9 protein-coding genes are annotated in these 14,833 nt (G+C 61.7%); all 9 read left to right on the top strand.

Annotation, left to right across the window (positions count from 1 at the left end):
- Positions 1–147 precede the first annotated feature (147 nt).
- The gene (gene gltB / locus ACX3YF_RS05395; protein WP_130207271.1) at positions 148–4,593 is read left to right on the top strand and encodes a glutamate synthase large subunit; all 4,446 of its coding nucleotides are present in this window, start codon (positions 148–150) and stop codon (positions 4,591–4,593) included.
- A 33-nt stretch (positions 4,594–4,626) separates the two neighbouring features.
- Positions 4,627–6,045 carry an FAD-dependent oxidoreductase gene (locus tag ACX3YF_RS05390; protein WP_103404481.1) on the top strand — a complete coding sequence of 473 codons (1,419 nt, stop codon included), beginning with the start codon at positions 4,627–4,629 and terminating at the stop codon, positions 6,043–6,045.
- 253 nt (positions 6,046–6,298) lie between these two features.
- Positions 6,299–7,366, top strand: a complete 1,068-nt coding sequence (gene hemE / locus ACX3YF_RS05385) for a uroporphyrinogen decarboxylase (protein WP_047536484.1) — start codon at positions 6,299–6,301, stop codon at positions 7,364–7,366.
- 296 nt (positions 7,367–7,662) lie between these two features.
- Positions 7,663–9,129: an N-acetylglucosamine-binding protein GbpA gene (gene gbpA, locus ACX3YF_RS05380; protein ID WP_288098356.1), complete on the top strand. Its 1,467-nt coding sequence runs from the start codon at positions 7,663–7,665 to the stop codon at positions 9,127–9,129.
- A 96-nt stretch (positions 9,130–9,225) separates the two neighbouring features.
- On the top strand, positions 9,226–9,756 hold the full coding sequence (locus ACX3YF_RS05375) for a type II secretion system protein N (RefSeq protein ID WP_130205137.1): 531 nt from the start codon (positions 9,226–9,228) through the stop codon (positions 9,754–9,756).
- Between the two features lie 8 nt (positions 9,757–9,764).
- On the top strand, positions 9,765–11,690 hold the full coding sequence (gspD, locus tag ACX3YF_RS05370) for a type II secretion system secretin GspD (RefSeq protein WP_458973503.1): 1,926 nt from the start codon (positions 9,765–9,767) through the stop codon (positions 11,688–11,690).
- On the top strand, positions 11,687–13,168 hold the full coding sequence (gspE, locus tag ACX3YF_RS05365) for a type II secretion system ATPase GspE (RefSeq protein ID WP_454837701.1): 1,482 nt from the start codon (positions 11,687–11,689) through the stop codon (positions 13,166–13,168). The genes gspD and gspE overlap by 4 nt, the downstream gene beginning before the upstream one ends.
- A 3-nt stretch (positions 13,169–13,171) precedes the next feature.
- Positions 13,172–14,380, top strand: coding sequence for a type II secretion system inner membrane protein GspF (gspF, locus tag ACX3YF_RS05360; RefSeq protein ID WP_458973502.1), 1,209 nt, complete (start codon positions 13,172–13,174; stop codon positions 14,378–14,380).
- A 2-nt stretch (positions 14,381–14,382) separates the two neighbouring features.
- Positions 14,383–14,832: a type II secretion system major pseudopilin GspG gene (gene gspG, locus ACX3YF_RS05355; RefSeq protein ID WP_458973501.1), complete on the top strand. Its 450-nt coding sequence runs from the start codon at positions 14,383–14,385 to the stop codon at positions 14,830–14,832.
- Position 14,833: the final 1 nt, after the last annotated feature.

Genomic DNA, 14,833 nt, shown 5'->3' with positions numbered 1-14,833 from the left:
TCGTCAAATTTGTGAGGCCAAGTGACGGTGTGTACAATGACCTCCCTTTTGCCCCCGCAAAGCCGGCGTACGTTCGGCGTGGACGGTAAGTGGTTGAATTGAAAAGAAATTTGCCTCGATAAGAGGCAGCCTGGTGAGAAAGTGTCTATGAAAGCAGGTCTGTACCAACCAGATGAATTCAAGGATAACTGCGGTTTCGGCCTGATAGCCCATATGCAGGGCGAGCCCAGTCATACCCTTTTGCAAACGGCCATCGAGGCCCTGACCTGCATGACCCACCGCGGTGGGATTAATGCCGACGGCAAGACCGGTGACGGTTGCGGTCTGCTGATTCAAAAGCCGGACGTGTTCCTGCGAGCCATCGCCCAGGAAACGTTCGGCGTCGACCTGCCCAAGCAATATGCCGTGGGCATGGTCTTCTTCAACCAGGACCCGGTCAAAGCCGAAGCCGCTCGCGAGAACATGAACCGCGAGATCCTGGCCGCCGGCCTGCAGCTCGTCGGCTGGCGCAAAGTGCCGATCGACACCAGCGTCCTCGGCCGCCTGGCCCTTGAGCGCCTGCCACAGATCGAGCAGGTGTACATCGGCGGTGAAGGCCTGAGCGACCAGGACATGGCCGTCAAGCTGTTCACCTCCCGTCGTCGCTCGTCCGTGGCCAACGCCGCCGACGTCGATCACTACGTCTGCAGCTTTTCCCACAAGACCATTATTTATAAAGGCCTGATGATGCCGGCGGACTTGACCGCCTTCTATCCAGACCTGAGCGATGAGCGCCTGCAAACCTCGATTTGCGTGTTCCACCAGCGCTTCTCCACCAACACCCTGCCGAAATGGCCGCTGGCCCAACCGTTCCGCTTCCTGGCGCACAACGGCGAGATCAACACCATCACCGGCAACCGCAACTGGGCCGTGGCCCGTCGCACCAAGTTCACCAACGATTTGATGGACCTGGAAGAACTCGGCCCGCTGGTCAACCGTGTCGGTTCCGACTCCTCCAGCATGGACAACATGCTCGAGCTGATGGTCACCGGTGGCATCGACCTGTTCCGTGGCGTGCGGATGATCATTCCGCCTGCGTGGCAGAACGTCGAGACCATGGACCCGGATCTGCGTGCGTTCTACGAATACAACTCGATGCACATGGAACCGTGGGACGGCCCGGCCGGCGTGGTCATGACCGACGGTCGCTACGCGGTGTGCCTGCTCGACCGTAACGGTCTGCGTCCGGCGCGCTGGGTCACCACCAAGAACGGCTTCATCACCCTGGCTTCGGAAATCGGTGTCTGGAACTACCAGCCTGAAGACGTGATCGCCAAGGGCCGTGTTGGCCCTGGCCAGATCTTTGCCGTGGACACCGAAACCGGTCAGATCCTCGACACCGACGCCATCGACAACCGCCTGAAGTCTCGTCATCCGTACAAGCAATGGCTGCGCAAGAACGCCCTGCGCATCCAGGCGACCATGGAAGACAACGACCACGGTTCGGCGTTCTACGACGTCGATCAGCTCAAGCAATACATGAAGATGTACCAGGTCACGTTCGAAGAGCGCGACCAGGTGCTGCGTCCGCTCGGCGAGCAAGGCTACGAAGCCGTGGGCTCGATGGGCGACGATACGCCGATGGCCGTGCTGTCCCAGCGCGTGCGCACGCCGTACGACTATTTCCGCCAGCAGTTCGCGCAGGTGACCAACCCGCCGATCGACCCGCTGCGTGAAGCCATCGTCATGTCGCTGGAAATCTGCCTCGGTGCCGAGCGCAACATTTTCCAGGAGTCGCCGGAACACGCCTCGCGCGTGATCCTCAGCTCGCCGGTCATTTCCCCGGCCAAGTGGCGCTCGCTGATGAACCTCGATCGTCCGGGCTTCGAGCGCGCGATCATCGACCTGAACTACGACGAAAGCGTCGGCCTCGAAGCGGCGATCCGCAACGTCGCCGATCAGGCTGAAGAAGCCGTGCGCGCCGGTCGTACCCAGGTCGTGCTGAGTGACCGTCACATCGCCCCGGGCAAGCTGCCGATCCACGCTTCCCTGGCCACCGGCGCGGTGCACCATCGCCTGACCGAAAAAGGCCTGCGTTGCGACTCCAACATCCTGGTGGAAACCGCGACCGCCCGTGACCCGCATCACTTCGCCGTGTTGATCGGTTTCGGTGCCTCTGCCGTTTATCCGTTCCTGGCTTATGAAGTGCTGGGTGACCTGATCCGCACCGGTGAAGTGCTGGGCGACCTCTACGAGGTGTTCAAGAACTACCGTAAAGGCATCACCAAGGGCCTGCTCAAGATCCTGTCGAAGATGGGTATCTCGACCATCACGTCGTACCGTGGTGCGCAGTTGTTCGAAGCCATCGGCCTGTCCGAGGAAGTCTGCAACCTGAGCTTCCGTGGCGTGCCAAGCCGCATCAAGGGTGCGCGTTTCGTCGACATCGAAGCCGAGCAGAAGGCCCTGGCCACCGAAGCCTGGAGCCCGCGCAAGCCGATCCAGCAAGGCGGCCTGCTGAAGTTCGTCCACGGTGGCGAATATCACGCGTACAACCCGGACGTGGTCAACACCCTGCAAGCCGCTGTGCAGCAGGGCGACTACAGCAAGTTCAAGGAATACACGTCGCTGGTGGACAACCGCCCGGTGTCGATGATCCGCGACCTGCTGAAAGTCAAAACCCTCGACACGCCGCTGGACATCAGCGAGATCGAACCGCTGGAATCGGTGCTCAAGCGCTTCGACTCCGCCGGTATCTCCCTGGGCGCCCTGTCGCCGGAAGCTCACGAAGCCCTGGCCGAAGCCATGAACCGCCTCGGTGCGCGTTCCAACTCCGGCGAAGGCGGCGAAGACCCGGCGCGCTACGGCACCATCAAGAGCTCGAAAATCAAGCAGGTTGCCACTGGCCGTTTTGGCGTGACCCCGGAATACCTGGTCAATGCCGAAGTGCTGCAGATCAAGGTCGCCCAGGGCGCCAAGCCGGGCGAGGGCGGTCAACTGCCGGGCGGCAAGGTCAACGGTCTGATCGCCAAGCTGCGTTACGCCGTGCCGGGCGTGACCCTGATTTCGCCACCGCCGCACCACGACATCTACTCGATCGAAGACTTGTCGCAGCTGATTTTCGACCTGAAACAAGTCAACCCGAAAGCGCTGGTCTCCGTGAAGCTGGTGGCTGAAGCGGGCGTCGGCACCATCGCCGCCGGTGTGGCCAAGGCCTACGCGGACCTGATCACCATCTCCGGCTACGACGGCGGTACCGGTGCATCGCCGCTGACTTCGATCAAATACGCGGGCGCACCGTGGGAGCTCGGCCTGGCCGAAACCCACCAGACCCTGCGCGGCAACGACCTGCGCGGCAAAGTCCGGGTACAAACCGACGGAGGCCTGAAAACCGGCCTCGACGTGATCAAGGCCGCCATCCTCGGCGCTGAAAGCTTCGGCTTCGGTACCGCGCCGATGATCGCCCTGGGCTGCAAATACCTGCGCATCTGCCACCTGAACAACTGCGCCACCGGCGTTGCGACCCAGAACGAGAAGCTGCGCAAGGATCACTACATCGGCACCGTCGACATGGTGGTGAACTTCTTCACCTACGTCGCCGAAGAAACCCGTGAGTGGCTGGCCAAGCTGGGCGTGCGCTCCCTCGAAGAGCTGATCGGCCGTACCGATCTGCTGGAAGTCCTCGAAGGGCAGACCGCCAAGCAGCATCACCTGGACCTGACCCCGTTGCTGGGCAGCGATCACGTGCCGGCGGACAAACCCCAGTTCTGCGGCGTGGACCGTAACCCGCCATTCGACAAGGGCCTGCTGGCCGAGAAAATGGTCGACATGGCCACCTCGGCGATCAACGACCTGAGCGGCGCCGAATTCGCCCTGGATATCTGCAACTGCGACCGTTCCATCGGCGCGCGGATCTCCGGCGAAATCGCCCGCAAACACGGCAACCAGGGCATGGCCAACGCGCCGATCACGTTCCGTTTCAAAGGGACTGCCGGCCAGAGCTTCGGCGTGTGGAACGCCGGTGGTCTGAACATGTACCTGGAAGGCGATGCCAACGACTACGTCGGCAAGGGCATGACCGGTGGCAAGCTGGTCATCGTTCCGCCGAAGGGCAGCGTCTACAAGACTCAGGACAGTGCCATCATCGGCAACACCTGCCTGTACGGCGCCACGGGCGGCAAGCTGTTCGCCGCCGGCACCGCGGGCGAGCGTTTCGCCGTGCGTAACTCCGGTGCCCACACCGTCGTGGAAGGCACTGGCGATCACTGCTGCGAGTACATGACCGGTGGTTTCGTCTGTGTTCTGGGCAAGACCGGTTACAACTTCGGCTCTGGCATGACCGGTGGTTTCGCCTACGTGCTCGACCAGGACAACACCTTCGTTGACCGGGTCAACCATGAACTGGTGGAAATCCAGCGGATCAGCGGCGAGGCGATGGAAGCCTATCGCAGCCACCTGCAGCGCGTGCTGAACGAGTACGTCGAGGAAACCGACAGCGAGTGGGGTCGTAACCTCGCTGAAAACCTTGACGATTACGTGCGTCGTTTCTGGCTGGTCAAGCCCAAGGCTGCCACCCTGAAATCGTTGCTTTCCAGCACCCGTGCCAACCCGCAGTGATATGCGCCTGAAGAGTTTGATGAGGTTTTAACAATGGCTGAACGTCTGAATAATGACTTCCAGTTCATCGAGGTCGGGCGCAAGGATCCGAAGAAGAAACTGTTGCGTCAACGCAAGAAAGAGTTCGTGGAAATCTACGAACCGTTCAAACCCCAGCAGTCGGCCGACCAGGCCCACCGCTGCCTGGGTTGCGGTAACCCGTATTGCGAATGGAAGTGCCCGGTGCACAACTTCATTCCCAACTGGCTGAAGCTGGTGGCCGAGGGCAACATCCTCCAGGCCGCCGAGCTGTCTCACCAGACCAACACCCTGCCGGAAGTCTGCGGCCGGGTGTGCCCGCAGGATCGTCTGTGCGAGGGTGCCTGCACCCTTAACGACGGTTTCGGCGCGGTCACCATCGGTTCGGTGGAGAAGTACATCACCGACACCGCGTTCGCCATGGGCTGGCGCCCGGACATGTCCAAGGTCAAGCCGACCGGCAAGCGTGTCGCGATCATCGGTGCGGGCCCTGCGGGCCTAGGGTGTGCCGACGTGCTGGTGCGCGGTGGCGTGACCCCGGTGGTGTTCGACAAGAACCCGGAAATCGGCGGTCTGCTGACCTTCGGTATCCCCGAGTTCAAGCTGGAAAAGACCGTGCTGAGCAATCGCCGCGAAGTCTTCACCGGCATGGGTATCCAGTTCCGCCTCAACACCGAGGTGGGCAAGGACATCACCATGGAGCAACTGCTCGAAGAATACGATGCGGTCTTCATGGGCATGGGCACCTACACCTACATGAAGGGCGGCTTTGCCGGTGAGGACCTGCCGGGCGTTTACGACGCACTGGACTTCCTGATCGCCAACGTCAACCGCAACCTGGGCTTTGAAAAGTCGCCGGAAGATTTCGTCGACATGAAAGGCAAGAAGGTCGTGGTACTGGGCGGTGGTGACACGGCGATGGACTGCAACCGTACGTCGATCCGCCAGGGCGCCAAGTCGGTGACCTGTGCTTATCGTCGCGACGAAGCCAACATGCCGGGCTCGCGCAAAGAGGTGAAGAACGCCAAGGAAGAAGGCGTGAAATTCCTCTACAACCGCCAGCCGATCGCCATCGTCGGTGAGGACAAGGTCGAAGGCGTGAAAGTGGTCGAGACCCGTCTCGGCGAACCGGACGCCCGCGGCCGTCGCAGCCCTGAGCCGATCCCGGGTTCCGAAGAGATCATCCCGGCCGACGCCGTGGTCATCGCTTTCGGCTTCCGTCCAAGCCCGGCGCCGTGGTTCGAACAGTTCAGCATCCAGACCGACAGCCAGGGCCGCGTTGTCGCGCCTGAGCAGGGCCAGTACAAACACCAGACCAGCAACCCGAAGATCTTCGCCGGTGGCGACATGGTCCGCGGTTCCGACCTGGTGGTGACGGCGATCTTCGAAGGCCGTAATGCGGCTGAAGGGATCCTGGATTACCTGGGCGTCTGAGCCCGAATCCTGAGCTGAAATGCAATAACCCTGTGGGAGCGAGCCTGCTCGCGATAGCGGTCTGTCATCCAACTTCAATGTTGGATGTGCCGACCTCTTCGCGAGCAGGCTCGCTCCCACAGTTGTTTTGTGTTGTGGCGAAAGCCGTGTTCCACCGCGACAAATTGACCCGATAGACAAAAGGCTGACCTGCATCCGTGCCTTTTGCGCCCGGCTCTGAGAAAATGCCCGCACTTTTTTTCCGGATGCCGACATGACTGCCCTGAAGAACGACCGTTTCCTCCGCGCCCTGCTCAAGCAACCCGTAGACGTCACTCCCGTGTGGATGATGCGTCAGGCGGGTCGCTACCTGCCGGAATACCGCGCCAGCCGTGCCAAGGCCGGCGATTTCATGAGCCTGTGCATGAACCCGTCGTTCGCTTGCGAAGTCACGATGCAGCCGCTCGACCGTTATCCCCAACTGGATGCGGCGATCCTCTTTTCCGACATCCTGACCATCCCCGATGCCATGGGCCAAGGCCTGTACTTCGAAACCGGCGAAGGTCCGCGCTTCAAGAAAGTCGTCAGCACCCTGGCCGACATCGAAGCCTTGCCGATTCCCGATCCGCAGAAAGACCTCGGCTACGTGATGGACGCAGTCAGCACCATCCGCCGCGAACTGAACGGCCGTGTGCCGCTGATCGGTTTCTCCGGCAGCCCATGGACCCTGGCCACCTACATGGTCGAAGGCGGCTCGTCGAAAGACTTCCGCAAGACCAAAGCCATGCTCTACGACAACCCGCAAGCCATGCACCTGCTGCTGGACAAGCTCGCGCAGTCGGTCACCAGCTACCTCAACGGCCAGATCATGGCCGGTGCGCAAGCGGTGCAGATCTTCGACACCTGGGGCGGCAACCTCTCGGCGGCGGCCTATCAGGAGTTCTCCCTGGCCTACATGCGCAAAATCGTCAGCGGCCTGATCCGCGAGCACGAAGGTCGCAAGGTGCCGGTGATCCTGTTCACCAAGAACGGTGGCCTGTGGCTGGAAAGCATTGCCGACGCTGGCGCCGATGCATTGGGCCTGGACTGGACGTGCGACATCGGCAATGCCCGTGAGCGTGTCGGCAGCAAAGTCGCACTGCAGGGCAACATGGACCCGACCGTGCTCTATGCCAAGCCAGAAGCGATCCGTACCGAAGTCGGGCGCATTCTCGCCAGCTACGGCAAAGGCAGTGGTCACGTGTTCAACCTCGGTCACGGCATCACGCCGGAAGTCGATCCGGAACACGCGGGTGCTTTCCTGCGCGCGGTGCATGAGTTGTCGGCGCAGTATCACGAGTAACTGATTCTGCAATGATCAGAAGCCTGTTCGGCCTGGTGCCGGACAGGCTTTTTTTTATGCCTTTCAACTTCGCGTTTAGTTGAGGAGGGGCTTCTTGTAAGAAGTTTTTCATTTCTTGTCGGACAGAGGCGCATAGAGACTGATCCTGCGGTAAGCAGAGATTTTCCCTACATAGCGAACGAATTTATCCAAGTAAGGTTTCAGACCCTTGCTCAGCCCCTCGCTGAGCAATGTCGCAAAAATCGGCGCCTGTTCTGCGCGCCTTGTTCTTCGATAAGTAGTCTGGAATTCATTTGATGAAAAATACGTCTTATAAGGGAAGTGCGTTGGCTGCCTGCACCTCCTCAATGATCCTGTTATCGGCAATGTTGGCGTCTCAAAGTGCTTCCGCTCACGGCTATCTGGAAGTACCGCCTTCCCGTGCACTGGCTTGCCAGAAAGGCTTGAACACCAACTGTGGCGGCGCTCAATACGAACCACAAAGCGTCGGCGAAACCTTCAAGGGCTTCCCGGCCGGTGTCGGTGGTGCGCCTTTGCAGGGGCCCGTCGACGGCAAGATCGCCAGTGGCGGTCACTCGCTGTTCTCCGCCCTGGACGCTCAGTCCGCCACGCGTTGGCAGCTGACGGAAATCAAGGATCGCAACATCGATTTCCAATGGCGCTACACGGCTGTGCATCCAGCCACCAAGCATGAGTACTTCATCACCCGCAACGGCTGGAACCCGAACGAATCGCTGAAACGCGCCACCTTCGAAAGCACGCCGTTCTGCACCATCGACGGCGGCAATCAGAAGCCGTCAAACACCGACAAGCACAACTGCAACATCCCTGCCGACAAAACCGGCCACCACGTGATTCTGGGGATCTGGACCGTCGGTGATACCGATGCGGCGTTTTACAACGCGGCGGACGTGAACATCATTGCCGAGCCCGAGTTGCCGGGCGGCTGGTCTTCCGTGGGCCGCATCGCGCCTTCGACCCCGTTGCTGGCAGGCGACAAGGTCAAGGCCCGTGCCTTTACCGCCAATGGCGAGAGCTCGAACTACAGCGTGGAAATCTCCATTGATAACGCCGAAGAAGGCTCGCCAAACAACTGGTCGTTCAAACTGGCCGAAGCCATCAACAAGGCTCACGCACTGATCCGGGCTGGCGTTCGCGATGAAAACGGCACGATTGAGCCGGTCAAGGGCAACAACAGCCTGTATGCGCAGAAAGAAAGCGGCGTCATCCGCTACGAAGTGCAGCTGGACATGAGGGAAGACGCTGCCGCGAGCATGTCGGTGGCGCCCCTGCAGGCGGAACATGTTCTGGACAAAGGCCTGGCGAAGGTCGAGTTCAGCATGATTGCCAATCGCAAGATGAACGTCGAAGCGACCCTGTACGACGAGCACAACAAGCTGGTCGGCTCCACTTCGGCACAGGTCGACAGCGGCTCGACTTCGCTGGCCCTGGATGTGCGCAGCAACCCGGGCAAACACACCCTGACGCTGGTGGGCACCACCCTGGATGGCCGGACCACTCGCCAGGACACCCAGGCTACACAACTGACCGGTGAAGGCGCCGGTGCCGACTACGACTTCGTGTTCCCGGAAGGCATCAGTGACTACACCGCCGGCACCAAAGTGCTGCAGCCAAAGACCAACGAAGTCTTTGAATGCAAGCCGTTCCCGGAGTCGGGCTACTGCAAGCAATACAGCCCGACCGCCACTGGCTTTGAGCCTGGTGTCGGTGCGCACTCGCACATGGCGTGGAACAAGCTCTAAGTCCCGCCGCAGTACTTCAGGCGACCTCTTGAGGGTCGTCTGAAGGCTAATTCTTCTGATGGAAAATCAAGTGAACCAGTCGTGACGTTTCCACTGATGACGGTTACCCGTTTCGGCTTGCGCCTGCGTAACGTTGGCCTATTGCTGTTGCCAATGGGCTATGCCGCGTTTCTGATGTGGCAGGAGTGGCGCTTTCGTGAACTCTTCCCTCGGCCACCCCTGACAGTGACCACCCTAACGCCTGCACCCGCGACCCTCGGTGATGCTCTCGATGCCACCGCTGTGGCCACGGTGCTCGGCTTGACGACCCAATCCGCGCTGCTCGCCAGTGCCGAACCGCTGACCCTGCAGGCCAGCTTCGTCGTCAGCAGTGGTCTGTCCAGGGCCTTGCTGGCCGATGCGCAAGGCTCGCGCATGTATCAAGTGGGCGATCGCTTGCCCGGTGGCAGTGTTCTGCGCCGCGTCGAGGCCAATCAAGTGGTGTTGTGGAACAAGGGGCGGGAGGAGCGATTGACGCTGCAACCACCTGTCGCGCGTTTCCTGCGTTCAATCGAATCCCCGGTCGATGCACGACCTCCCGTTATTTCTACGCGTTATCTACGCCCGATTATCGGGCCGTCAGAGTGATCAAACCCATGAACAGCTTCACTGGCGCGCAAGCCTTGCGCTCCATGTTTCTCTTTGCCGTTTTGGCGATCGTGCCTCTTCCCGGCGCACTTCAGGCCGCAGAAGAAAAGTGGCAGTTGGCGATGAACAACGCCGAACTGCGCGACATTGTCGAAGAAATCTCCGCCATTCTCGGCACCACCGTAGTACTGGATCCCAGGGTTTCCGGGCGTATCACGGTGATGTCCCGTCAGGCCCTCGACCGTGAGGGCGTTCGCCGGTTGTTCTACTCGGTATTGGACGCCCACAACTTCACAGTGATCGACGAGGGCGACCGGATCCTGATCACGCCAGTGACCGAAGCCAAGACCCGCGCCAGCGGTTCGGCGAAAAATGCCACGGCCTCGCAGTTCGTCACCCGGGTCATCGAGCTGAACACCAGCAGCGCCAACGATATTGCCGGACTCGTCCGGCCTTTGGTGTCGGTCAACGGCTATGTCGGCCCATCGGCGTCAACCAATGCACTGGTGATCACGGACACCACCGCCAATGTGCACCGAATTGTCGAAGTGGTGCGGCAACTGGATGCGGGTAAGAACAGCCAGCACGCAGTGGTTCAACTGCGTCATGCACAGGCCAGCGACGTGGCTCCGGTGATGGAGGCCTCTCTGGGCAAGCGGACTGCCGATTCGCCGATCCAGGTGCTGGCCGATGCGAGAACGAATCGCCTGATTCTGATTGGGCCGGCAGCGGTTCGCCAACGCCTGGCCGATCTGGCACGCCGTCTCGACATCCCTGCCACCGAGTTGCCTGACAACGCCCGGGTGATCCGCCTGCGCCACAGCGACGCCAGGCAACTGGCAGAGATTCTGGAAACCATGGGCCAGGGCCGCAAAGCCGCGCCGATCCTGAGCGGCAGCAAGGAAACGGCCTCCAGTGCGACGTTCATGATCAAGGCCGATGAAAGCCAGAACGCGCTGGTGTTGATCGCCGAGCCGGCGCAGGTCAGGACCATCGAAAGCATCGTGCGTCAGTTGGATCAGCCGCGGGCGCAGGTGTTGATCCATGCCGCGATCGTCGAAATTTCCGGCGATATCGCCGAAGCCGTGGGTGTGCAGTGGGGCCTGAACACCGGTGACGCCAAAGGCTTCATCAATTTTCCCGGCACCGACATTCCCATTGTCGGCGGCCTGACGTTCGACGAGAAAAAGTCGGCGCCCGAAGGTGCGCTGTTGCGTCTGGGAAGCGACCGTTTCGGCGCATTGATTTCGGCGCTGGCCAGCAACACCCGCAGCAACCTGCTGTCCACGCCGAGCCTGTTGACGCTGGACAACCAGGAAGCGGAAATCATTGTCGGCCAGAACGTGCCATTCAAAACCGGTTCCTACGCCACCAACAGCAGCGGCGCGGATAACCCGTTCACCACGGTCGAACGCAAGGATGTGGGCATCAGCCTGAAGATCAAGCCGTACATCAATGAAGGCTCGACCTTGCGCCTGGAAGTCGAGCAGGAAGTCTCGGACATCGCGCCCTCGGTATCGGGTATCGACTCTTCGGACCTGATCACCAACAAACGAGCGCTCAAGAGCACCATCCTGGCCGACGACGGCGAAATCATCGTGATAGGCGGCCTGATCCGCGACAGCGTGCGCACACAGAAAAGCGGTGTGCCGTTGCTGCGCGACATTCCCTACCTCGGCGCGCTGTTCCGCTGGAACCGGGAAACCCAGACCAAAAGCAACCTGATGGTGTTCTTGCGACCGACCATCGTGCGCAGCAAGGAAGACCTGGTCGAGGTCAGCCGGCAGCGTTACAACGCGCTGCATGACTTGAGTCAGCGAGGGGCCCAGGGCAACAACTCGTTGCTGCTGCCGGCCGATGCGCGTCAGTTGTTCGAACCGGGTTCTGACGCGCCGCTGTTCGATCTGCGCAAGCCAGCGCCGAGTACGCCATGACCGGTGTGAGCGATGTTTACCAGCCGCTGCCGTTCGGTTTCGCCCGGCGTTTCGGTGTCTTGTTGGAGCGCGACGGTGACGAGTGGGGGCTGGCGCTGCGTGCCGATACACCGCTCACCGCGCTGGCCGAAGCGCGGCGGTTATACGGTCGGGAACTGCCGCTGCGGCTGCTGCCACCGCCGGTATTTGCCGAACGTCTGGCGGCGGCGTACCGCGAAGGTCAGAGCGCGGCGGAACAGGTCGCTCAAGGACTGGATGACGACTTGGACTTGCTCAGTCTGGTGGATCAGGTGCCGCAAACCGCTGACTTGCTGGAGCAGCAGGGCGATGCGCCGATCATTCGCCTGATCAATGCGCTGCTCAGCGAAGCCGTACGCGAACAGGCCTCGGATGTGCACCTGGAAACCTTCGAGCAGTACCTGTCGGTGCGCATGCGCGTCGATGGGCAATTGCGCGAAATGCTCCGGCCACGGCGTGAACTGGCGACACTGCTGGTGTCGCGGATCAAGGTCATGGCGCGGCTGGATATCGCGGAAAAGCGCGTGCCCCAGGATGGCCGCATGGCCCTGCGGCTGGCCGGGCATGAAGTGGACGTGCGGGTCTCGACCCTGCCATCGGCGCACGGTGAACGAGTGGTATTGCGCCTGCTCGACAAACAGGCCGGGCGCCTCGAATTGCAGCGCCTGGGCATGCCGGACCGCACCCTGGCAGCCCTGCGCGAACTGCTCGGCAAACCCCATGGCATTCTGCTGGTCACCGGGCCCACCGGCTCCGGCAAGACCACCAGTCTGTACGCCGCGTTGAGCAGCCTGAACGACCAGACGCGCAACATCCTTACCGTCGAAGACCCCATCGAATATCACCTGCCGGGCGTCGGCCAGATGCCGGTCAATCCGAAGGTGGACATGACCTTTGCCCGTGGTTTGCGGGCGATTCTGCGCCAGGATCCGGACGTGGTGATGGTCGGCGAAATCCGTGATCGCGAGACGGCGGAAATCGCCGTGCAGGCCTCGCTCACCGGTCATCTCGTGCTTTCGACATTGCACACCAACAGCGCGGTCGGCGCAGTCACGCGGCTGGTCGATATGGGCGTCGATGCCTACCTGCTGGCCTCTTCACTGGTGGGCATTCTGGCCCAACGCCTGCTGCGCACCTTGTGTCCACATTGCAAGGCGCCTTATAGCGCTGACGCAGCCACCCGCCTGCGGCTGGGGTATGACGCAACGGCGCCCTTGCAGTTGTTCCGGGCCGTGGGCTGTGACCAGTGCCAGCACGGTTATCGCGGGCGCATCGGTATCTACGAATTGATCAGTGTGACGCCGGCCATTTCGGCGCTGATTCATCAGGGGGGCAGCGAACAGGCGTTGCTCGGCGAGGCGCGCAAGGCATCGCACAGTCTGTTTCAGGACGGTCGGCAGCGGGTGATCGACGGCTTGACCAGTCTCGACGAGTTGCTGCGTGTGACTCGGGAGGACTAAGGCATGCCGACATTCGACTACCGCGCCGACGACGCCCAGGGTCGCCCTTGCAAGGGGCGGCTTGAGGCTGACAGTCCTCGACATGCCCGGCAGTTGTTACGCGAGCGCGGCTTGTGGCCGCGTGATGTGAGTGAAATCCGCGTCGCAGGGGGCACGAAGTCGTCCCTTGGCACTGGCCGCTTGAGTGCCGCCGACCTGGCGTTGCTGACACTGCAACTGTCCACCTTGGTCCAGGCCGGTCTGCCGCTGGAGGAAGCCCTCGATGCGGTGGCCAAACAGAGTGCCAAGCGTCGGGTTGCCGGCCTGTTGTCGGCCGTCAGAAGCCGGGTGATGGAAGGCCATGCGCTGGCCACGGCATTGGCCCGGTTTCCCAGGGCCTTCCCCGAACTGTTCCGCGCCACCGTCGCCGCGGGGGAGCGCTCCGGTCATCTGGGCCATGTGCTGGAGCAACTGGCTGCGTACACCCAGGCGCGTCAGGCCTCGCGGCAAAAGATCCAGATGGCCTTGGTCTACCCGGCGATTCTGATGCTGGCCAGCGTGGTGATCGTCGGTTTTCTGCTCGGTTACGTGGTGCCGGACGTGGTGAAAATTTTTGTCGACAGTGGTCAGGCACTGCCGTGGCTGACCCGAGCGCTGATCAGCGCCAGCGACGGGCTGCGCAGCCATGGCCTGATGTTGCTCGGCGTGATCGCGATGGTGGTGGGTGTCTGGCGCTGGAGCCTGCGGCAGCCGACCTGGCAGCTGCGTTGGCATCGCCTGATGTTGAACCTGCCGGTGATCGGCGAAGTGCTGCGGGCGATGGAGGCCGCGCGGTTCGCCAGCACCCTGGCCATCCTCGGTAAAAGCGCAGTGCCGCTGGTCGACGCCCTGGAAATCGCCGCCGCCGTCATCGGCAACCTGACCATTCGCGCACGCATGGCCGACGTGGCCCGCTCGGTCCGCGAAGGCGGGACCCTGACCCGTGGCCTGGAACTGAGCGGCGACATCCCGCCGATGATGCTGCACATGATCGCCAGTGGCGAACGGGCCGGCGAACTCGACCGCATGCTGGCCCGCGCCGCCGAACAACAGGAAAGCAGCCTGGCAGCGCGCATCGCCCTGGTGGTCAGCCTGTTCGAACCGGCCATGCTCGTGCTGATGGGGGGCGTCGTGTTGCTCATTGTGCTGGCCATCCTGCTCCCGATTCTCAGCCTCAACCAATTGGTGAATTGACCTTGAACGCCCTACATCGCAGAACATCCCAGTGCGGTTTTACCCTGATCGAAATCATGGTGGTGGTGGTCATCATCGGCATTCTCGGGGCCATCGTGGTGCCGCAGTTCATGAGCCGTCCCGATCAAGCCAAAGTCACCGCCGCCAAAGTCGATATCCAGGCCATCGGCACCGCCCTGGAAATGTATCGCCTCGACAACTTCCAGTACCCCTCGACCCAACAGGGGCTGGAAGCCTTGGTCAAGCGTCCGTCCGGGCTACCGGCGGCGCGCAACTGGAACCCTCAGGGCTACTTGAAAAGTCTGCCCGTCGATCCGTGGAACACGCCCTATCAGTACCTCAACCCCGGCGTGAAATCGGCCGATGGCGGCTATGACCTGTACTCCCTGGGTTCCGACGGCGTGGTCGGTGGCGAAGGGCATGCGGCTGACATCGGCAACTGGGGTGGGTGAG

The sequence above is a fragment of the Pseudomonas fluorescens group sp. PF-69 genome (assembly GCF_054481235.1).
This window is presented reverse-complemented; position numbering and strand designations above follow the sequence as displayed.

Excerpts from the sequence above, each read along its gene's own strand:
- gltB (WP_130207271.1), top strand. The coding sequence starts at position 148 with ATGAAAGCAGGTCTGTACCAACCAGATGAATTCAAGGATAACTGCGGT.
- ACX3YF_RS05390 (WP_103404481.1), top strand. The coding sequence starts at position 4,627 with ATGGCTGAACGTCTGAATAATGACTTCCAGTTCATCGAGGTCGGGCGC.
- hemE (WP_047536484.1), top strand. The coding sequence starts at position 6,299 with ATGACTGCCCTGAAGAACGACCGTTTCCTCCGCGCCCTGCTCAAGCAA.
- gbpA (WP_288098356.1), top strand. The coding sequence starts at position 7,663 with ATGAAAAATACGTCTTATAAGGGAAGTGCGTTGGCTGCCTGCACCTCC.
- ACX3YF_RS05375 (WP_130205137.1), top strand. The coding sequence starts at position 9,226 with ATGACGGTTACCCGTTTCGGCTTGCGCCTGCGTAACGTTGGCCTATTG.
- gspD (WP_458973503.1), top strand. The coding sequence starts at position 9,765 with ATGAACAGCTTCACTGGCGCGCAAGCCTTGCGCTCCATGTTTCTCTTT.
- gspE (WP_454837701.1), top strand. The coding sequence starts at position 11,687 with ATGACCGGTGTGAGCGATGTTTACCAGCCGCTGCCGTTCGGTTTCGCC.
- gspF (WP_458973502.1), top strand. The coding sequence starts at position 13,172 with ATGCCGACATTCGACTACCGCGCCGACGACGCCCAGGGTCGCCCTTGC.